Source organism: Pseudonocardia charpentierae (assembly GCF_031845345.1).
GTDB classification, from domain to species: domain Bacteria; phylum Actinomycetota; class Actinomycetes; order Mycobacteriales; family Pseudonocardiaceae; genus Pseudonocardia; species Pseudonocardia charpentierae.
On sequence record NZ_JAVREJ010000035.1, the window covers coordinates 20838 to 39905 of the forward strand.

A 19068-nucleotide genomic window follows, 5' to 3' on the forward strand; every position below is an offset into this window, starting at 1 on the left:
TCAGGTCCTCTGGCCGGGGTCGTGGACGGGGTCCCGGAACCCCTCGTCGGCGGCGTAGTCCGGCGCGGGCGCCGCGGCGATCTGGGCGCTCGGCGTGTGGTGGATGCCGGCCCGAGCGGTGACCGAGAGCAGGTAGATGTCGAGGCCGATCAGGCCGAGGTAGACGACCCACAGCCCGATGAGCCCCGCCAGGACCTCACCCACGGAGTTGGCGCTGACCCCCTGCTCGACGGTGAGCAGCCCGTACACCATGAACGGCTGGCGGCCCATCTCCGTGACGATCCAGCCGAAGAAGTTGGCCAGCCACGGCAGCGGCACGATCCACACCAGGGCGCGCAGGTACCACCGCGTCTCGTCGAGCCCGTCGCGCCGGCGCCACCAGAGGAACAGTCCGAGGAAGGCGGTGAGCAGCAGGAGCATCCCGATTCCCACCATCAGCCGGAACGACCAGTACACCGGCAGTACGGGAGGGATGTAGTTCCCCGGACCGTAGGTCTGCTGGAACTCCTCGTTCAGCGAGTTGAGGCCCCGGTAGCTGCCCTCGATGTTGTTGTACGCCAGCACCGAGCCCAGATAGGGGATCTCCAGGCTGGCGTCGTTGCGCCGTTCCTGCTCGTTGACGAGTGCGATGGCCGACCACGGCGCGGGCGACTCGGAGTCCTCCCACTGCGCCTCCATGGCGGCGAACTTCATCGGTTGGTCGTAGACGTCCGCCTGGGCCGCGAGGTGCCCGCTGGACGCCGACAGCACGGTCCCGATCGCGGCGAACACCAGCCCGATCCGCAGGGAGCGGGAGAACACGTCGACATTCTGCCGACGGAGCAGGTGGTAGGCGCTGATCGCCAGCACGAAGAAGCCCGCGATCGTCCACGCGCTGCCGTTCACGTGGAAGGTGAACAACCACGCCTTGTAGTTGAAGACCACCGCGGAGAAGCTGGTGAGCAGCGCCTGCCCGTTCTCGATGCGGTATCCGACGGGATGGTGCATCCACGCGTTGGCCAGGATGATCCAGAACGCGCTGATCTGCGTGCCGATCGCGACGAGCCAGATGCTGGCCAATCGGACCCAGGCCGGGAGCCGGTCCTTCCCGAACCACCACAACCCGATGAAGGTGCTCTCGAGGAAGAACGCCATGAGCACTTCGAGCGCGAGCGGGACCCCGAAGATGTTGCCGACGAAGCGGGAGTACTCGCTCCAGTTCATGCCGAACTGGAACTCCTGCACGATCCCCGTCACCACGCCGACGGCGAAGTTGATGAGGAAGAGATGACCGAAGAAGTTGGTCATCTTGTCGTAGCGCCCGCCGCGGTCCTTTTTGACGAAGGCGATGGTCTCCATCACGGCGATCAGGAACGCCAGCCCGACGGTGAGGGAGACGAAGAAGAAATGGAAGATGCTGGTGGAGGCGAACTGGAACCGGGAAAGGTCGATCACGTTCATGCGACGTCCCGAACTTTGCCCGGCCGGCGCCCCACCCGGCTGCGCTGCGAGTGCACGCCACCATGAGAACCCAGGCGGCGGCGGCCCGCGCGTCGAACGTCCGCCACCGCCCGGTGCGGGTGGTCACACCCCGGCGCGCCGCCGTGCGAGGGTGCCCGCGATCGCGTCGCCGGCGACGAACAGGAGCAGGCTGACCCCGAAGACGGGAAGCAGCCAGCCGACGACGACCGCGCCGAGCACGATCGCGAAGGACGCGGGCTGCGACAGCGCGCGCATCGTCCCGCGCCGCACCGGCGGGGTGGGCCGGCGGGCGCCCCGGGTGGGGCGGCGCTGCCACCACATGCGGTAGCCCCAGAACAGCACGCAGAGCAGGCCGAGGGCCATCGCGGCGAGCGCGAGCTGGCTGACCAACCCGAACAGGCTCCCCATGTGCGCGAGGATGCCGATGCGGGTCAGTTTCGCCATCACCGGGAAGTCGCTCCAGATGATGCTCTCGGTGACGGCGCCGGTGTAGGGGTCGAGCGCGACCTCGTCGCGCTGCACCGGCCAGTCGCGGGCGATCTCCGCGACCGTGAACGGCGACCCCGGCGCGGCCGGGATCCCGACCTTGAGCGGCCCCTGCAGACCGGTGGCCACCCCCCGCTCCACCGCCTCCTGCACCGGAATGAAGCCCCCGGCGCCCACCGGCACGGACTCGGCGGCGAGCGCCGGCGTCGATCCCTTCACGGCGTCGACGATCGCGCCGAAGCGCTCGCCGGCGTAGGTGGACCAGGTCAGTCCGGTGGCACTGATGAACAGCAGCGCGACGGCGAGCCAGACGCCGGTGGCCCCGTGCCAGCCCATGATCCGCATCCGGCCGGGGCGGATCCCGCGCGGCGGCACGACGGTGTCACGGACCGAGCGGCGCCCGCGCCGCTTGCCGATCCACAGGGCGAGGCCGCCGAGGACGAGCGCCCACAGCCAGCTCGCGGCCAGCTCGGAGTAGATCCGGCCGGGTTCGCCGAGCAGCAGGTTGCGGTGCAGGGAGTCGAGGGTGGTCTGCAGCGGCGGCGTGTCCCACCAGGTGTCGAGCGAGCCGCGGACCTGCGCGGTGTACGGGTCGACGTACACGGTGCGTTGGAGATCGTCGCCGAGGCCGTCGACGTCCAGCACGACGCCGGTGGTCCGGTCGGGGTCGCCGGGGAGGACCAGCGAGTCGAGAGTGCCCTCGGGGTGTGTCGCGAGCGCGGCGGCGACCTGCTCGTCCAGTGGCCGGGCAGGGCCGGCGTGCGGTCCGACGAGCAGTTCGTCGGCGTAGACGGCGTCGGACAACTGCGGGCTGAACACGTAGATCAGCCCGGTGAGGCAGGCGATCGCGAGGAACGGGGCGACGAGCACCCCGGCGTAGAAGTGGAGACGGAGCACGAGCGGGCGCAGCGCCGCCCAACCGGTGGGGGCGGTCGAGTGGGTGCGCGTCTCGGGTGCGGCTGTCTCGGGTGCGGCTGTCTCGGGTCCGGTGGTCTCGGGTGTTGCGGACATGGCGGCTCCTCGCCGGACGTCTGAGGTGGCCGCGGGCACGACGGCCCGCGGGGGCGCGGCCGCGCCGCGATCCGGCCCCGGCAGGAGCGGAGTCGGCGCGGCGGCGGACGGCACGACCGTCGGGGCCGTGCCGGTGATGTGACCTCAGACGTGGACGGGCGGGCCGCGCCGGACGACGGCGTGGCGCAGCAGGGGAGGGCGGGGGACCGGGAGGGTCGGCGGCGTCGGCCGAACCTCGTGCGGACGCGGCGGCTCGCCGAGGCTCAGCAGGTCGAGTACGCGTCTCCACAACAGCGCGAGGATGTGCGCGGCGCGCCGGGCGAGCGCCCACACCCGTTGCTCACCCCGGCGCAGGCACACGGCCACCAGCACGGCGGCGAGCACGTGGCCGTACACGAACGCGTCGACCGGTGGCCCCGGCGCCGCGACGTCCGTCGCCGATGCGAGCAGGGTGTGCACCACCTGTTGACCGGCGAGCTGGGCACCGGCGATCGGCAGCCAGCCGCGTTCCCGGTGGGTCAGCGGCCACGACAGCCCGAGCAGCACCGGGAAGGCGGCGGCGACGGCGACCGGCTCGACGCTGCCGCCACCGAGCAGGTGCGCGACCACACCCACGACCACCGCGGCGCACGTGAGCATGAGCGCGCGCTGCAGCCGCTGCGGAGGGTCCGGGTCGCGTGCGTCCACGAAGCCGCCGTCAGGCCGTCCGGCTCGTGGGCATCCGTGACCTCCGTCGTCGTGTCCCCGTTGTGGGTGAACGATCGTGGTTCACGGCATCCTGCACGAGCCGGGATCGCGGGGGTCACCGGCCCCCAGTTCGAGGCGTCAGTAGCGGGGGCGGCGCGGTCCCCGCCCGAGGAACGCGTCCTTCAGCCTCTCCCCGGCCTGCCGGAAATGGCTGCCCCGCTCCTCGGACCGGCCCTCAGCCTGCAGGCGCCGGTCACCGATCACCTCGCCCGTGTTCCGCTTCACGCGCCCACGCATCTCCCGGGCCTTGTTGTTCACCTTGTCCGCGAAACTCATCGTCGACCTCCTCAGTCCCAACCGAGGAGTACCCGCGAGCGGCGGTGTTCTCACCGGTCGTCACCGCTCCACGCTGCGGGGACCAGCCGTAGCAGCGCTCCGTCGCCGACCGGGACGGGGTTGTCGTCCGGCACCGCCGTCGCGGTGAGCTCGGCGGCCTTCTCGATCCCGTCCTCCGGCATCCCGAGCGCGCGCAGCCCGCGCGGGATGCCGTGTTCGTCGGCCAGGGCCCGCAGCCCGGACACCGCATCGTCCGTGCCCAGTGCGCGGGCCACCCGCGCGACCGCGTCGGGTGCTCCGGGCGCGTTGAACGCCAGTACGTGCGGCAGCACGACGGCGTGGGTGCGGGCGTGGGGCAGGCCGAACGTCCCGCCGAGGACGTGGCAGAGCTTGTGGTGCAGTCCCGACCCGGCCACGGCGAACGCCGAGGCGCCCAGCCAGGCTCCGCACAGCAGCTCGGCGGGGTCGCCCGTGCGCAGCCCGGCGGCCAGCCGCGCGATCGCCTCGCCGGCGACGGCCGTGCTCACCGGGTTGCGCCGGGGCGCCCACATCGCCTCCACGGCGTGGGCCATGGCGTTGAAGCCGCTGGCGGCGGCGAGATCGGCGGGCAGGGTGGCGGTCAGCTCCGGGTCGTAGACGACCACGCGGGGGAGCACCGCAGGGTCCGTGCCCGTCGTCTTCCGGCCGTTCTCGGTCAGTCCCCACACGGCCGTGACCTCGGAGCCGGAGTAGGTCGTCGGCACGGCGACGACGGGCAGCCGCGCGGTCAGCGCGACGGCCTTCGCAGCCCCGACGGTCGACCCGCCGCCGATCGCGAGCAGCGCGTCGGCGTCGGCCTCCTTCGCCGCGGCGCGGGCGGCCTCGGCCGTGGGCAGCGGGACATGTTCGCGCACGGCGGTGAACGACCCGGCGACCCTGCCGCCGAGCGGTGCGGTGATCGCGGCGACCCGCTGCTCGTCGCGGGTGGAGGCGATCACGAGCACGCGCGTCACGCCCAGCCGCCCGACCTCGTCGGCCAGCGTCGTCCGCGCCGCACCGGCGCCGAACACGATCCGCGCGGCCGGCTGGTCGAAGGTGAATCCCTGCATCGGGCCACCGTCGCGTGCGCACCGTGGATCTGTCCACAGGGTGTCGCGCGGCATTGCCGACACTCGCGCGGCTCCGGCACGATGCACGTGATCGAAGGGGGCTCGCGGTGGACGTGCACTCCGCGGTCGGCACATTGCTCGTGATCGCCGTCATCGCCGTGGTGGCGCCGATCGCCATCGCGCTGTTACCAGGCCCGCGCATTCCGCAGGTCGTCGTGCTCATCCTCGGGGGCATGCTGATCGGGCCTCAGGGCCTGCGGATCGGCTCGCCGACGAGCGTGCAGATCCTGGCCGACGTCGGGCTCGGCTTCCTGTTCCTCCTGGCCGGCTACGAGGTCGACCAGCGGCTCCTCCGCGCGGACCCCGGACGGCGCGCGGCGGTGTCCTGGCTGATGAGCGTCGCCCTGGCCGGCGGGGTCGTCGGGCTGCTGTACGCCGCAGGGCTCGTCCGGGCGTTCGTCCCCGTCGCCATCGCGCTGACGACGACGGCGCTGGGCACCCTCCTGCCGATCCTGCGCGAGCAGCACCTCCTGGGCGGCCGCCTCGGCAAGCACCTCCTCGCCAGCGGCGCGGTCGGCGAACTCCTGCCGATCATCGCGGTGGCCGTGTTCCTCGGTGCGACGAACCGCTGGGTCGCGCTGATCTCGCTGCTGGCCGTCGCCGCGGTGGCGTTCGGTCTGACGCTGCTGTCGAGGTCGTTCCGCATGGGGCGCCTGCGGGAGATCATCGAGGAGGGCGAGCACGAGACCACCCAGACCACCGTCCGCGGCACCGTCCTGCTGCTGGTGCTGCTGCTGGCCGTCGCCGAGCAGTTCCACCTCGACGCGGTGCTCGGGGCGTTCCTGGCCGGCATGGTCCTGCGCCGGTGGGCGGGCAGCGGCCTGCCTGCGCTGGAGGGGAAGCTGGACGCGCTCGGCTACGGGTTCTTCATCCCGATCTTCTTCGTGTACTCCGGGATGACGATGGACCTGAAGGCGATGGTGTCCGCCCCGCTGCGGGTGCTGATGTTCGCCGCGCTGATGCTGCTGGTCCACCTCGTGCCCGCGCAGATCCTCTACCGGCGGTCGCTCGACGCGCGCGAACGCTGGCAGCTGACGCTCATCGCCTCGACGGCGCTCCCGCTGCTCGTCGCGATCTCCGAGATCGGCCTGCGCAACGGAACGATGCTCCCGGAGAACGGCGCCGCGCTCGTGGGCGCCGGCGTGCTGACGGTGCTCGTGTTCCCCGCCGTCGCGGTCGTCCTGCAGCGGCCGCCTATCGTGTCCGATGCACCGACTCCGACGGCGTGAAAGGGCACCACAGCGATGTCGACCGAGACGATCGAGTTCCAGGCAGAGGCCCGCCAGCTGCTGCAGTTGATGATCCACTCGATCTACTCGACCAAAGACGTCTTCCTCCGCGAGCTGATCTCGAACTCGTCCGACGCGCTCGACAAGCTCCGGCTGGCTGCATACCGCGACAAGGACCTCGAGGTCGACACGTCCGACCTCCACATCGCGCTGGAGATCGACTCCGATGCGCGCACCGTGACCGTCCGCGACAACGGCATCGGGATGAGCCGCGACGAGGTCGTCGACCTCATCGGCACCATCGCGAAGTCGGGTACCGCCGAGATGCTGGCGCAGCTGCGTCAGGCCCGGGAGACGGGCGGGTCGTCGGAGGAGGCGACGGCGGAGCTGATCGGCCAGTTCGGCGTCGGCTTCTACTCGAGCTTCATGGTCGCCGACCGGGTCGAGCTGGTCACCCGCAAGGCCGGCAGCCACACGGGCGTGCGCTGGGAGTCGACCGGCGACGCCACCTACACCGTCGCCGAGGCCCCGGACGCCCCGCAGGGCACCGCCGTCACCCTGCACCTCAAGCCCGAGGACGCCGACGACGCGCTGCACGACTTCGCGAACGAGGCCACGGTCCGCGCGACGGTGAAGCGCTACTCCGACTTCATCACGTGGCCGATCCGGATGGCGCCGGCGTCGGGGGAGGGCGAGCCCGAGACCGTCAACTCGCGCAAGGCGCTGTGGGCGCGGGCGCAGAAGGACGTCTCGGACGAGGAGTACGCCGAGTTCTACCGCCACGTCAGCCACGACTGGCGTGAGCCGCTGGAGACGATCCGGCTGGCGGCCGAGGGCACGTTCGAGTACCAGGCCCTGCTGTTCCTGCCGAGCCACGCGCCGATGGACCTGTTCTGGCGCGACGCCAAGCGCGGCGTGCAGCTCTACGTCAAGCGCGTGTTCATCATGGACGACTGCGAGGCGCTCGTCCCCGAGTACCTGCGGTTCGTCAAGGGCGTCGTCGACGCGAGCGACCTGTCGCTCAACATCTCCCGCGAGATCCTCCAGCAGGACCGGCAGATCCAGCTGATCCGCAAGCGCCTGGTCCGCAAGGTGCTGTCGACGGTGAAGACGATGCAGGAGAAGGAGCCGGAGAAGTACGCGACGTTCTGGTCGGAGCTGGGCCGGGCCGTCAAGGAGGGCCTGCTCTCCGACCACGAGAACCAGAAGGCGATCCTCGACATCTGCTCGTTCTCGTCGACGCACGACCCCGAGAAGTCGACCACGCTGCGCGACTACCTCGCCCGCATGCCCGAGGGGCAGGACTCGATCTACTACGCGACGGGCGACTCGCGGGCGGCGCTGGAGCGGTCGCCGCACATGGAGGCGTTCCGGGCCAAGGGGTACGAGGTGCTGCTGCTGACCGACCCGGTGGACGAGGTATGGGTGGGTGCGGTGCCCTCGTTCGAGGAGAAGCCGCTGGCCTCGATCGCCGCGGGGGAGGTCGACCTCGGTGGCGACGAGGTGGACGACGACACCAAGAAGGGCTTCGACACCCTGCTGACCTGGATGGCGTCCGCGCTGGCGGACGACGTCAAGGAGGTCCGGTTGTCGCACCGGCTGACCGAGTCGGCGGCCGTTCTCGTCGGCGACCCGGGCGACCTCACCCCGACCCTCGAGAAGATGTACCGGGCCATGGGCCAGGAGCCGCCGACGGTGAAGCGGATCCTGGAGCTCAACCCCCGCCACGCGCTGGTGACCTCGCTGCGCGATGCGCACGACAAGCGGCCGGACGACCCCGGGCTGGGCGACACGGCCCGGCTGCTGCACGGCATGGCGCTGTTGGCGGAGGGCGGCGAGCTGGCGGACCCGGCGGCGTTCGTGGCGCTGTTGTCGCGGCAGCTGGAGAAGTCGCTGGGGTAGTTCTTCCGCGAGCGGGTCGTCGGTCGGGTTGAGACCCGACTGACGACCCGCTCGTCGATGCGGCTGCTAGCCGGTGGGCAGGCCGGCCACCGGGAGCGTCATGCCGGGCGGGCGCCCGCGTGTGATGCACACGACGGCGCGTGCCGGCGGGGCGACCCAGCCGGAGAGCAGTCGGGCGACGGGATCTCCGGGAGTGAGGCCCTTGCGGACGGCGTCCAGGAGACGGTCGGAGTCGGATTGCGGCGGAAGCACGGGCTCGGGCCGCCGGGGGGCGTCGAGTGCCCCGCCGGCGGCGCTGCCGGGCTGGGAAACGGCCATGTCCGGATCATCGGCGCGTGGCCGGACGACCTGATGACTCGTCCGGGTGATCTCGGGAGGCGGCGGTGATCGCCGAGCCGTCGACGGAGGGCGACACCGTTGTCGCACCTGTCGACGAGCCGCCGATCACCGCCTCGCCGATCGGCGTCAGAAGACGCGGATCGGCACCTCGGCCGGGGCCGCCAGCAGTTCCTCGATCTCGTCGTCCAGCTTCACCAGCGTGATCGAGGCGCCCGCCATGTCCAGCGAGGTGCAGTACTCGTTGACGTAGCTGCGCCCAACCGTGATCCCGCGGTCGGCGAGCTGCTTGTGGGCCCGCCGGTACAGGATGTAGAGCTCGCTGATCGGCGTGCCGCCCAGGCCGTTGACCATGAGCGCGACGCGGTCGCCGGAGGCGTAGGGCAGGTCGTCGACGACGGCGTCGAGCAGCTCGTCCGCGATCTCGTCCGCACCGGCCAGCTTGCGGCGCTCACGGCCCGGCTCGCCGTGGATGCCGACCCCGACCTCCATCTCGTCCGCGCCGAGGTCGAACAGGGGCGAGCCCTTGGCGGGTGGGGTGCAGGCGGTCAGCGCGACGCCCATGGTGCGGGTGACGTCGTTGACCTTCTTGCCGATCCGCACGACCTCCTCGAGGTCGTCGCCGCGCTCCGACGCCGCGCCGACGGCCTTGATGACGAAGAAGTTCCCGGCCACTCCGCGACGGCCGATCGTGTAGGTCGAGTCCTTGACCGCGACGTCGTCGTTGATCATCAGGATCTCGGTGCGGACGCCTTCGGACTCGGCCATCTCCTTGCCCATGTCGAAGGCCATGCGGTCGCCGGTGTAGTTGTTCACCAGCAGCAGCACGCCCTTCGGCGTCGCCAGCTTCTTGGCCGTCTCGTAGACGTAGTCCATCGGCGGCGCGGCGAACACGTCGCCGGGACACGCGGCGTCGAGCATGCCCTTGCCGACGATCATGACGTGCGCGGGCTCGTGGCCGGACCCGGAACCCTGGACGATCGACACCTTGTCGTCGCGGGGCGCGTCCTTGCGCATGATCAGGTTGTACTCGGGGACGTAGGCCAGGGTGTCGGGATTGGCCAGCGCGATGCCCTCGAGCATCTCGGGAACGAACTGCTTGGGGTCGTTGACGAACTTCTTCACGAACCGTCCTCCTGGTTCCAGGCCTCGCTGACCTTTTCGGTGATGACGGCGACCCCCATCGCGCCGGCATCGACGGAGCCGATGCTGCGCTCGCCGGTGTACGACGCCCGGCCGCGCTTGGCGATCAGCGCGCTCGTCGCCTCGGCGGCCTCGCGGGTCGCCGACGCTGCGGCCGCCAGGGCCTTGCCCGCGTCACTGCCACCGTTGAGCTCCTGCTCCAGCCGGTCGGTGAGCGGCACCAGCGCGTCGAGCAGGGTCTTGTCGCCCACGTCCGACTGGCCGCGGGTCTTGATCCCCTCGATCGCCGCGCGCAGCATCGCGACGACCTTCGGGCCGTCGATCTCGCCCGCGCCCGCGGTCATGCCCGCGCGCAGGAAGGCGGTGCCCCAGATCGGCCCCGACGTGCCGCCAATCCGGGACGAGATGATCATGCCGGTCTTCTTGAGGAAGGTGCCGGCGTCGGTGCGGTCGATGTCGTCCCAGCCCTCGAGCACCTTCTCGAAGCCTCGGGCCAGGGAATAGCCGAAGTCGCCGTCGCCGACGACCGAGTCCAGCTCCCCGAAGTACGTCTCGTTGTCGACCGCGGTCTGCGCGATCGTGCGCACGACCAACTCGGTCCGCGCCAGTGAGCCGGTCATGCAGGAACTCCTTCTCGTGGCGAGGGTCTGCGCCCAGGAACCGTCACCAGGCCCGGCCCGATCCGCCGAACAGCGCGATGTGCTCACGCGCGGTCGCGACGACGGCGGCACGCTGGTGGGCGAAGAGGGTGGGCGGGTCCCACTTGTTCTTCTCCTCGGCGGTCTTGAGGTGCTCCAGGGCCGACCTCATGTACGACTCCTTGATCGCCGTGGAGATGTTGACCTTGGCGCAGCCGCGGGAGATGAGATCGCGGAACTGGTCGGGCGACAGACCCGTGCCGCCGTGCAGGGCCATCGGGATGTTGGTGGCCTCCACCAGGTCCGTGACGCGCTGGTGGTTGAGCTTCGGCGTCGACTTGTACTGCCCGTGCGCATTGCCGATCGCCGGCGCGAAGACGTCGACGCCGGTCTTCGTGATGAAGTCGACGGCCACCTCGAGGCTCTGCAGCGTCGACGCGTCGTCCGAGCCGATGTCGTCCTCGACGCCCTCGATGCCCTCGATCTCGCCCTCGACGTGCGCGCCGTGTCCGTGCGCCTCGGCGACGACCGCCGTGGTCTGCTCGAGGTTGTCCGCGACGTCGAGCTCGTGGGCGTCGAACAGCACGGAGTTCCATCCCGAGTCGAGGCACTCGGTGATCACGTCCCGGTACGGGCAGTGGTCGAGGTGCAGCGCGACGGGCACGGTGGTCTCGCTCGCCATCGCGCGGAACACGGCGATCAGCCGGTCGCGGCCGTACGCGCGGACCGTCTTGACCGACGTCTGCAGGATGACCGGAGCGCGCTCCTCCTCGGCCGCGTCGAGGACGGCGTCGATGGTCAGGTCGTCCAGGATGTTGAAGGCCGCGACGCCGTACCGATCGGCGAAGGCGCGGTCCAAGATCTCCTTCGTGGACACGACGGGCACAGGGTGCTCCTCATCGTCGAGGTTCGTGTTCTCTCCCGACGGCACGGTGGCCGCGGCCTGCGCCAGTAAACCCACCAGGTTGCATATACTTGTATGGGGAACTTCCCCCATCTACCGGAGGGCGGAAGCGCCTCCGGCCGACGTGTCGGCGAGCCAGCCCTGGTCCAGGGCGTGCACGACGGCGGCCGTGCGACTGCTGGTGCCGGTCTTGCGCAGCACCGCGCCGACGTGCTTCTCCACGGTCTTCGGGGAGATGCCCAGCCGCGTCGCGATCTCCCGGTCCGACAGGCCGTCGGCCAGCAGGTGCAGCGCCTCGGACTCCCGCCGGGTCAGCGGCACCGGAGACGCCGGAGGCCGGTGGGGAAAGTCAGCGCGCAGGAGGGTGCCCCACCCCGCCACGTGCTCGACGCCGACCTCGCCGCCCACCTCGCCGCCCACCTCGCCGCCGGTCACCGCGAGCAGTTCGTTCCACGTGCGGGTGCCCAGGCCCAGCGGGTCGGCGTCAGGTGCGACCGCATCGGTTCTCTCGTCCTGGACCAGGAGCCGCACCCCTTGCGGCCGGTGGACCACGGCGACGTGCAACCGCGACGGGCCCGATCGGAGGGCGGCGGCCCGGCGCACCAGGGCGACGAGGTCCGCGGCGGCCGCCCCGACGTCGTCCGGGACGGGCCGCACGGGCCCGACCTCGGTGACGACGGTCCGCACCCCGGTGGCGCCGGCAACCACCCTGTCGTGCTGACGCAGCAGACCGGCCAGCGACGGGACCGCCGCACCCGCTTTCACGACGGCCGCCGCGACGCTCTGCGTGAGCAGTTCGAAGGCGTCGACCTCGGCGGTGGTGAACCGGCGTCGGCGCCCGGCGAAGGCGACGTTGACGCCGATCACCTCTCCGCGCCACCACAGAGGCACGGCGGCCGCGGCGCCGCGGCCGACGGGGTGGCCGGGCGGCAGATGACCGCCCCGCACGTCGCTGTAGTCGTCGATGATCACGGGCATGCGGCGGGCGACGGCCGTCCCCGTCGCCCCCTCGTCGAGCGGGAAGCTCTGGCCGAGCCGGCACGCGACGCCGTTCTCCGCGATCTTGTCGTAGCGGCCGCGGGCGGTGTCGACGAGCGAGATGCTGCCGGCGACGGTGTCCAGCAATCCCCGGCTGTGGATCAGCAGGCGGTCGAGGAGCGGGCCGACCTGCAGGTCGGCGTACATCTCGGCGACGGCGAGGCCCAGGGGAAGACTCTCCACGGGCCGACCGTCGTCGTCCACGCGCATCGGACGACCATAAGATCCGGTCCGACGTGCCGCAATGCCGTCGGTCCCGACGTCAGTGGTGTGCGGCGCGGTGCGCGGCGAGGACGTCCAGCCCGAAGTCGGCCGTCGGATCGCGCCACACCGAGTGCGCGTGGTTGGCCCCGCGCTGCGTGTTGTCCCACTCGATCAACAGCCGCGGGCCCTGCAACCGGTAGTAGTGCGGGGCGCCCGGCTCGGTGGTGCCCGCCCAGGCGACGTGGACGGCGTCGAGCGTCTCGTCGTCGCAGTACCGGCCGATGGGGGAGACTTCGGTGGGGACGCGGTCGAGGTAGGTCGACAGCAACGCGCGCAGCATCTCGCGCTGGCCGGAGTCCAGCTCGGCGGCCGCGATGCCCTTGGGCACGGCCGTGTACTCGAGTCGGGCGTGGTCCGTGTCGGCATAGCCGGTGTTCGCGTCGATGGCGTCGCTCAGGGCCTGCAGCTTGGCCTGCTCGACGTCGTCGGGGAAGCGCTCGTCGCGCCAGATGCCGGCGAGCGGGATCACCCGGTCGCCCTCGGCGATCGACGTGCGGTTGCCCGTCACCAAGTCCGACGGGGCCCGGTCGAGCAGCACGGCGCGGGCGGCCAGTTCGGGGCGCAGCGACCGGACCAGTTCGCGGGCGAGGTCCTCGACCCGGGCGAGCGGCCGGTTCACACAGCCGCCGAGCAGCGGTGACACGGCGGGGTCCGCGCCCATGAAGCACGGGGTGGTGGCGACCAGGGCGTCGTCGACCACGAGGTTGTTCAACGACACGTGGTGTCCGCCGAACCGCCAGCCCCACGGCGCCGGACCGCCGGGCTCGCCGAACACCCGCAGGTAGTACAGGCCGGGGTCGCGGCCGCGCTCACGGTCGAACCGCGTCACGAAGCCCTCGGCGTGGTCGAGGATGTTCTCCAGGCCCATCGTGGTGGCGACGGTGACGTACCCGGCCGTCGAGAGACCCGTGGCCACGAGCCGCATGGCCGCCTGCTGCTGGGCCGGCCGCTGCTGGTGGGCGGTGAGGCCGCCGTGGTCGGTCGGCGTGTAGAACCAGCGCCGGCGCTCGGCGTCCGAACCGTCGTCCGCCGGGACCGGGCCGGTCGCGAACCTTCGCTGATCGGCGTCGAGGGAGTCGAGCCAGATACGCGCCGCCTCGGCCATGCGGTCCGCGACCGCACGGGCAGGGAAGACGTCGTCGACGACGGAACCCACGATTCAACGGTAGCGGCGCCGGGGTACGAGCGGAACATCGGGAACGGGCCGTTCCCGGAGTCGACGCCGACCAGAGGAGAGCCGATGGGCACGCCCACCGACACCAACCGCAACCTGCTCACGGTGGTCGCGCGGATGCGCGCCAAGGCAGGCAAGGAGCAGGAGTTGCGCGAGGCGCTGGTGGCGCTCGTCGAGCCGACCAGCAAGGAGAGGGGTTACGTCAACTACGACCTGCACCAGGGGGTCGAGGACCCGCGCTGGTTCTTCTTCTACGAGAACTGGGACAGCGCCGACGACCTCGACGCGCACCTGAACGCGGCGCACCTCGTCGAGTTCGCAGGGCGCGTGGACGAGCTGGTCGACGAGAGCGGCCCTCTGGTGATCGAGCGGGTGCGGCGCATCGCGTGACCCGCCGGGTCAGCAGGGGGCGGTGACTCCCGAGAGCGTCTCGCCGTTGCTGTTGAACATCGTTGCGGCTGCGGCGACGTCGTTGCCGCAGAAGCGGCCCTGGGTCGCGTCTGACTTGATCTTGAAGGTCGCACCCGTCGAGCCGGAGAGCCGGTTGTTCTCGACGACGTTGCCGCCCTTGTCGTACTCGTCGCCGTCGTTCTGGATCTTGATCGCGTAGCCGGCGCTGTCCGAGATCTGGTTGTTGCGCACGACGTTGGCGTAGCCCCGCAGTTCGACGTTGCTGCCCTCGAACTGCTCGGACTCGGCGTTGCCGCTGCACACGTTGTCGTCGAACACGTTGTCGTGTGCGTTCTCCTTGATGTTGAAGCACTCCGACCCGAACGTGCGGATGACGTTGCGCGAGACGACGTTGCCCGAACTCGTGTCGTTGTCGTGCATCGGCTGGTCGTCCGACTTGGGGCTGGTGCCGATGTAGACGCCCTCGCCGTTGTGGAACTCGGCCCGGTCGCCGCCGTCGCCCTTGCCGTGCAACCCGCAGTACTGGATCACCGAGTTGGTGATGGTGTTGTCGTGCGCGTTGTTGCGCAGCCGCACGCATTCGCCGCCCGCGCCGCTGAGGAACATGTTGCTGATCGTGATCCCGGTGAGGTCGCGCGACTCCTCGGCCGAACCGATGTAGACGAGCCGGCCGTCCTGCACGCGGTCCTGGACGCTCGCCTTCCACGTGTCGACCGAACGCAGGTCGGTCGGGAACGGGACGTCGGCCAGCTGCTCCTGCCCGTCGATGGTGAAGCCGTCGAGGGTGATCCAGCTGTGGTCGATGTTGAAGATTCGCCCGGTGCCGTACAGCACCGCCTTGTAGCGGCCGTCGCGGTCCGTGCCGGTCTCCGGCCCCTTGATCGTGATCGGCGCGCCCTGCGCTCCGTCGCGGACGGTGACCGGCTCCTCCCGGTAGACGCCGGCAGCGAGGTTGATCGTGGTGCCCGGGGTGGCCTTCTCCAGTGCGGCCTGGATCGTCGCTAACGGTGTGGCGGGCGAGGCCCCGTCGTTGGTGTCGCGCCCGTCCGGGCTGACGTACAGCGGCGGCTGCTGTGCCACGGGCGCGCCGCCCGACGCGGCCGTCCCGTTCCCGTCCTGCGCAGGCTTGTTCAGGATCACGACGCTGAGGACGGCGAGCATGACCACGATGACCGCGGCCAACACCCCGATCACCACGGTGCGCCGCGGACGGGTGGAACTGGCGGGGGAGGGGCCCATGCTGATGAGGTCTTCCTTCGTCGTGCCGACGTCTCGCGGCCGGGATCGGGCGGCGGGGCGGGGCGCGACCGGAAGGCCTTCGTGGGCCCGGCCGCTCGACTCAGTCTAGGCGAGGGGGCAGGAGCGACGTCGCCGGGCGACGGGCAGGGCCGAGTGGCCCGCGGGGCTCGTCGACGACGTCCGAGGCGGCACCTCGCCTCTCACCAGCCGCGGTTCGTCGAGTACGACATGCCGCAGGACCGACGGCGGGCGGCGGGTTCACTCTGACGTGGCATCACATCGGGGCACGGTACACCGCGATTTTCGGTGTGCAACGTGCAGATCGGGCGGCGCGGTTTGCACAACGGGCAACTGGCTAACCTCTGTGAGCGGCAGGAACCGGAGCAGTTGCAGTCCGGTGCACGCAGGGTGACGGTACCGGTACGGGTGGCAGCCGTCCCGACGCCGCCGATAGTGTGGGATTCGTCAACAGTCGACCCGTGGTCGCGCTCGTGTGGAGGCGGAGTGGACAACGCATCCGCGCTGCGGCGGCAGCTCTTGGCTGAACTGCGGCACCTCCGCCCCCCGCACGTGGTGACGCAGCGGCAGATCGCCGACGCGCTGGACTGGTCGCCGTCGAAGGTTACCCGGATCGAGAACGGGTCGGTCTCGATCAGCGTGACGGACCTGCGCGCCCTGCTCGGCTACTACGGCGTCAGCGACGGCGGCGTGGTGGACGGGCTGGTCGACCTCGCCCGCCGGTCCCGCCGCGCCCGCTCGCCGTTCGCCACGTTCGGCGACGTGTTCTCCCCGGACGCGCTGCGGTTCTTCGACTACGAGCAGTCCGCGACGTGGATCGGGTCGATCGAGCTGCTGGTCGTGCCGGGGCTGCTGCAGACGGCGGAGTACGCCGGTGCCGTGATGGACGTGCACGACGTCGGCGCCGAGAAGGCCCAGCGGTTCGTCAGCTCGCGCGCGCTCCGCCAGCAGGTGCTGGACCGGTCGGACCCGCCGACGCTGTCGTTCATCGTCGACGAGTCGGTGCTGCTGCGGGCGATCGGCGGCCGGGCGGTGATGCGGGCGCAGCTGGAGCACCTCCTGGAGGTGGCGAAGCGCCCGAACGTCGCGATCCGCATCATCCCGCTGGCCCTCGGCGAGCACGTCGGGCTGCGTGGGCCGTTCGTCCTGCTGCGTTTCTCCGGCACGAACGACCCGGACGTCGTCTACATCGAGCAGCGTCGCGGGGATGCGATCTTCCAGGACGAGGTCGAGGTGACCGCCAACCACCAGAGGCTGTTCGCGGAGCTCGAGAAGCGCGCAGCGTCACCGACCGATCTCCAAGCGTACGTGGAGCGGGCTATTGACAGGCTCTGAGAGACGTGCTCGCCGCTAGGCCGAGTGGGAAGCGGCGGGACGTGCTCACCCGGATGACGGGCACACCGGTCCGTGGACGGAACCTAGGCTTTCGGCACCGGAGAGACTGCAATCGCCGATGTCGCGAGCCGGAGGTCGGAGACCCTGTGACCCGCGAACCTGAGAACCTGAGAACCGACACCGCGTGGCGGAAGAGCACGAGAAGCCAGTACAACAACTGCGTCGAGGTGCGCTTCGTGGGCGACACCGTTCCAGTGCGTAATTCCCGTGATCCGGACGGCCCGGTTCTCGTGTTCACCGCGTCGGAGTGGGACGCGTTCGTCGAGGGCGTCAAGCTGGGTGAGTTCGACCGCCCACGGCCCTGAGCCGGGCCGCGGGCTGTCGCACTCTCAGACCACGAGGCTGAGCAGCAGCACGAACACCAGGCCGACGACGGAGATCAGCGTCTCCATGATCGACCAGGTCTTGATCGTCTGACCCACCGTCAGTCCGAAGTACTCCTTCACGAGCCAGAACCCGGCGTCGTTGACGTGGGAGAAGAACAGCGAGCCCGCGCCGATCGCCAGCACCAGCAGGGAGGTCTGCGCCGGGTCCAGGGTGGTGACCAGCGGGGCGAGGATGCCCGACGCGGTGACCGTCGCGACCGTGGCCGAGCCCGTGGCCAGGCGGATCAGCACGGCGACGAACCAGGCGAGCAGTAGCACCGAGATGCCGCTGTTCTGCACCCAGCCCGCGATCAGGTCGCCGATCTTGGTGTCGATCAGCGTCTGCTTGAAGCCGCCGCCCGCGGCGACGATGAGCAGGATGCCGGCGATGGCGGCCAGCGACTGCTCGAACGACGTGGCGACGGCCCGCATGTCCATGCCCGCGCCGCGACCGAGGGTGAAGATGGCGGCGAGCACGGCCAGCAGCAGGGCGATCAGCGGGGTGCCGAGGAAGTCGAGGACGCTGCGGAGGGGGTTGGCCTTGTCCGGGATGAAGATGTCGGCGAGCGCCTTGCCCATCATCAGCACGACCGGCAGCAGCACCGTGGCCAGCGTGACCGCGAAGGTCGGGCGGCGGACCGTGCGGCGATCGACCGCGGTGGCCGCGCTGCCGGCGCCGCCGGACGTGCCGTCGGCCTCGTCGCCGGTGCGGCGGGAGCCGCCGTCACCGCGCTCGTCGTCGAACAGGTGCGGGGCGGGGACGTCCACCCAGCGCGCCGCGTAGCGGGCGAAGAGCGGGCCGGCGATCGCCACGGTCGGCAACGCGATCAGTACGCCGAAGGCAAGAGTGATGCCGAGGTTGGCGTTCAGGGCGGCGATCGCTACCAGTGGGCCGGGGTGTGGCGGCACGAGACCGTGCATCACCGACAGGCCGGCCAGGGCCGGGATGCCCACCTTGATCAGCGACAGGCCGGAGCGCCGGGCGACCAGGAAGATCACCGGCATCAGCAGCACGAGGCCGATCTCGAAGAACATCGGCAGCCCGATCAGCGCACCGACGAGCGCCATCGCCCACGGCAGTGTGCGTGTGCTGGACCGGCCGATGATCGTGTCGACGATCTGGTCAGCGCCGCCGGAGTCGGCGAGCAGTTTGCCGAACATCGCCCCGAGTGCGATCAGCGTCCCGACGCCGGCTGCGGTGTCGCCGAAGCCCTTCGTGTAACTGGCGACGGCCGCCGCGACCGGCAGGCCCGCGATCGCGGCGACGACGAGCGAGCCGATCGTGAGGCCGAGGAACGGATGCAGTTTGAACCGGGTGATGAGCAGGACGATCAGCGCGATGCCGATCAGTGCGGCCGCCACGAGCCGGGCACCCGAGGCCGGAGGCGCGGCTGCGGCCTGGGCGAGCAGAACCGATGTCGCGGTGAGCGTCATCGCGGGCCTCCCGAGGTGTCGGAGGGTGCCGGCGGCCTGCATGAGGCCGGCGGCCTGATCGGCGTCGAGTGTGACGGCCGTTGCACGGTCGTGAACACGCTGACCGATCGAGCGTGCCCCCGTTCACCCGGTCGGTGGGAAGCCCACTCGGAGGAACGGCCTTGCTCTCCACGGCGCGGCCCGCAACGATCAATCGTGCACCGTCCGCTCGACGGTGGTCACGTTGCGTGAAGGGGGAGACGACGATGACGCTCGAGCCGGAGGAGTCGGACGACTACGGGTACGACCTCGCCCACGAGGTGAAGACCGCCTTGCGGATCCCGGTCGCCCGACGCCAGAGGCCCTCGTACCGCGGCACCGGCCGTCCGGTGGACCCGGACGGCGGCGACCTCGGCTACGACGAGTCCCACGACCTGTAGTCCGCGCGACCCCACCTGACCCGGCCCGCG

The 19068-nt window shown here is 70.9% G+C and carries 19 protein-coding genes; 6 read left to right on the forward strand and 13 right to left on the reverse strand.

Annotated features, from left to right (window positions below; translation table 11 throughout):
* The 5 genes from RM445_RS29005 to RM445_RS29025 all read right to left on the reverse strand — a co-directional run bounded on the left by RM445_RS29005 (position 1) and on the right by RM445_RS29025 (position 5069).
* Positions 1–1440 carry a cytochrome ubiquinol oxidase subunit I gene (locus RM445_RS29005; protein ID WP_311560049.1) on the reverse strand — a complete coding sequence of 480 codons (1440 nt, stop codon included), beginning with the start codon at positions 1438–1440 and terminating at the stop codon, positions 1–3.
* A 123-nt stretch (positions 1441–1563) separates the two neighbouring features.
* Positions 1564–2958 (reverse strand): PepSY-associated TM helix domain-containing protein, encoded by a 1395-nt coding sequence (locus RM445_RS29010; protein ID WP_311560050.1) that lies wholly within the window; start codon positions 2956–2958, stop codon positions 1564–1566.
* A 144-nt stretch (positions 2959–3102) separates the two neighbouring features.
* Complete coding sequence (locus RM445_RS29015) at positions 3103–3645, reverse strand: hypothetical protein (protein WP_311560051.1); 543 nt, start codon at positions 3643–3645, stop codon at positions 3103–3105.
* Between the two features lie 138 nt (positions 3646–3783).
* On the reverse strand, positions 3784–3981 hold the full coding sequence (locus tag RM445_RS29020) for a CsbD family protein (protein WP_311560052.1): 198 nt from the start codon (positions 3979–3981) through the stop codon (positions 3784–3786).
* Positions 3982–4031: 50 nt separating this feature from the next.
* Positions 4032–5069, reverse strand: a complete 1038-nt coding sequence (locus RM445_RS29025) for a maleylacetate reductase (RefSeq protein ID WP_311560053.1) — start codon at positions 5067–5069, stop codon at positions 4032–4034.
* Positions 5070–5176: 107 nt separating this feature from the next.
* Between RM445_RS29025 and RM445_RS29030 the strand changes: the two genes are divergently transcribed.
* Positions 5177–6358 carry a cation:proton antiporter gene (locus RM445_RS29030; protein ID WP_311560054.1) on the forward strand — a complete coding sequence of 394 codons (1182 nt, stop codon included), beginning with the start codon at positions 5177–5179 and terminating at the stop codon, positions 6356–6358.
* A 15-nt stretch (positions 6359–6373) separates the two neighbouring features.
* Positions 6374–8260 carry a molecular chaperone HtpG gene (gene htpG, locus RM445_RS29035; protein WP_311560055.1) on the forward strand — a complete coding sequence of 629 codons (1887 nt, stop codon included), beginning with the start codon at positions 6374–6376 and terminating at the stop codon, positions 8258–8260.
* 66 nt (positions 8261–8326) lie between these two features.
* Here the strand turns inward: htpG and RM445_RS29040 are convergent, their stop codons facing one another.
* The 6 genes from RM445_RS29040 to RM445_RS29065 all read right to left on the reverse strand — a co-directional run bounded on the left by RM445_RS29040 (position 8327) and on the right by RM445_RS29065 (position 13739).
* The gene (locus tag RM445_RS29040; protein ID WP_311560056.1) at positions 8327–8578 is read right to left on the reverse strand and encodes a hypothetical protein; all 252 of its coding nucleotides are present in this window, start codon (positions 8576–8578) and stop codon (positions 8327–8329) included.
* Positions 8579–8725: 147 nt separating this feature from the next.
* Positions 8726–9721: a dihydroxyacetone kinase subunit DhaK gene (dhaK, locus tag RM445_RS29045; protein WP_311560057.1), complete on the reverse strand. Its 996-nt coding sequence runs from the start codon at positions 9719–9721 to the stop codon at positions 8726–8728.
* Positions 9718–10359 carry a dihydroxyacetone kinase subunit DhaL gene (gene dhaL / locus RM445_RS29050; protein WP_311560058.1) on the reverse strand — a complete coding sequence of 214 codons (642 nt, stop codon included), beginning with the start codon at positions 10357–10359 and terminating at the stop codon, positions 9718–9720. The genes dhaK and dhaL overlap by 4 nt, the downstream gene beginning before the upstream one ends.
* Positions 10360–10402: 43 nt before the next feature.
* Positions 10403–11338, reverse strand: coding sequence for a class II fructose-bisphosphate aldolase (locus RM445_RS29055; RefSeq protein ID WP_311560059.1), 936 nt, complete (start codon positions 11336–11338; stop codon positions 10403–10405).
* A 36-nt stretch (positions 11339–11374) separates the two neighbouring features.
* Entirely contained in the window at positions 11375–12529 is a 1155-nt protein-coding gene (locus tag RM445_RS29060; RefSeq protein WP_311560060.1) for a LuxR C-terminal-related transcriptional regulator, read from the reverse strand.
* Positions 12530–12581: 52 nt separating this feature from the next.
* The gene (locus RM445_RS29065; protein ID WP_311560061.1) at positions 12582–13739 is read right to left on the reverse strand and encodes a DUF3500 domain-containing protein; all 1158 of its coding nucleotides are present in this window, start codon (positions 13737–13739) and stop codon (positions 12582–12584) included.
* An 84-nt stretch (positions 13740–13823) separates the two neighbouring features.
* On the opposite strand from RM445_RS29065, the gene RM445_RS29070 reads away from it, so the two are divergent.
* The gene (locus RM445_RS29070) at positions 13824–14147 is read left to right on the forward strand and encodes a putative quinol monooxygenase (protein ID WP_311560062.1); all 324 of its coding nucleotides are present in this window, start codon (positions 13824–13826) and stop codon (positions 14145–14147) included.
* A 9-nt stretch (positions 14148–14156) separates the two neighbouring features.
* Here RM445_RS29070 and RM445_RS29075 read toward each other — a convergent pair whose 3' ends face one another.
* Positions 14157–15407 carry a right-handed parallel beta-helix repeat-containing protein gene (locus tag RM445_RS29075; protein WP_311560063.1) on the reverse strand — a complete coding sequence of 417 codons (1251 nt, stop codon included), beginning with the start codon at positions 15405–15407 and terminating at the stop codon, positions 14157–14159.
* Positions 15408–15911: 504 nt separating this feature from the next.
* Between RM445_RS29075 and RM445_RS29080 the strand changes: the two genes are divergently transcribed.
* On the forward strand, positions 15912–16760 hold the full coding sequence (locus RM445_RS29080; protein WP_311560064.1) for a helix-turn-helix domain-containing protein: 849 nt from the start codon (positions 15912–15914) through the stop codon (positions 16758–16760).
* Positions 16761–16906: 146 nt separating this feature from the next.
* A complete protein-coding gene (locus tag RM445_RS29085; RefSeq protein WP_311560065.1) occupies positions 16907–17125 on the forward strand; it encodes a DUF397 domain-containing protein in 219 nt (72 codons plus the stop codon).
* 24 nt (positions 17126–17149) lie between these two features.
* Here the strand turns inward: RM445_RS29085 and RM445_RS29090 are convergent, their stop codons facing one another.
* Entirely contained in the window at positions 17150–18619 is a 1470-nt protein-coding gene (locus RM445_RS29090; RefSeq protein ID WP_311560066.1) for a GntT/GntP/DsdX family permease, read from the reverse strand.
* Positions 18620–18864: 245 nt separating this feature from the next.
* Between RM445_RS29090 and RM445_RS29095 the strand changes: the two genes are divergently transcribed.
* Entirely contained in the window at positions 18865–19038 is a 174-nt protein-coding gene (locus RM445_RS29095; RefSeq protein ID WP_311560067.1) for a hypothetical protein, read from the forward strand.
* Positions 19039–19068 lie beyond the last annotated feature (30 nt).

Coding starts and splice junctions, on each gene's coding strand:
- htpG (WP_311560055.1), top strand. CDS start 6,374: ATGTCGACCGAGACGATCGAGTTCCAGGCAGAGGCCCGCCAGCTGCTG.
- RM445_RS29060 (WP_311560060.1), bottom strand. CDS start 12,529: ATGCGCGTGGACGACGACGGTCGGCCCGTGGAGAGTCTTCCCCTGGGC.
- RM445_RS29095 (WP_311560067.1), top strand. CDS start 18,865: ATGACGCTCGAGCCGGAGGAGTCGGACGACTACGGGTACGACCTCGCC.
- RM445_RS29040 (WP_311560056.1), bottom strand. CDS start 8,578: ATGGCCGTTTCCCAGCCCGGCAGCGCCGCCGGCGGGGCACTCGACGCC.
- RM445_RS29005 (WP_311560049.1), bottom strand. CDS start 1,440: ATGAACGTGATCGACCTTTCCCGGTTCCAGTTCGCCTCCACCAGCATC.
- RM445_RS29090 (WP_311560066.1), bottom strand. CDS start 18,619: ATGACGCTCACCGCGACATCGGTTCTGCTCGCCCAGGCCGCAGCCGCG.
- RM445_RS29075 (WP_311560063.1), bottom strand. CDS start 15,407: ATGGGCCCCTCCCCCGCCAGTTCCACCCGTCCGCGGCGCACCGTGGTG.
- RM445_RS29010 (WP_311560050.1), bottom strand. CDS start 2,958: ATGTCCGCAACACCCGAGACCACCGGACCCGAGACAGCCGCACCCGAG.
- RM445_RS29025 (WP_311560053.1), bottom strand. CDS start 5,069: ATGCAGGGATTCACCTTCGACCAGCCGGCCGCGCGGATCGTGTTCGGC.
- RM445_RS29070 (WP_311560062.1), top strand. CDS start 13,824: ATGGGCACGCCCACCGACACCAACCGCAACCTGCTCACGGTGGTCGCG.
- RM445_RS29020 (WP_311560052.1), bottom strand. CDS start 3,981: ATGAGTTTCGCGGACAAGGTGAACAACAAGGCCCGGGAGATGCGTGGG.
- dhaL (WP_311560058.1), bottom strand. CDS start 10,359: ATGACCGGCTCACTGGCGCGGACCGAGTTGGTCGTGCGCACGATCGCG.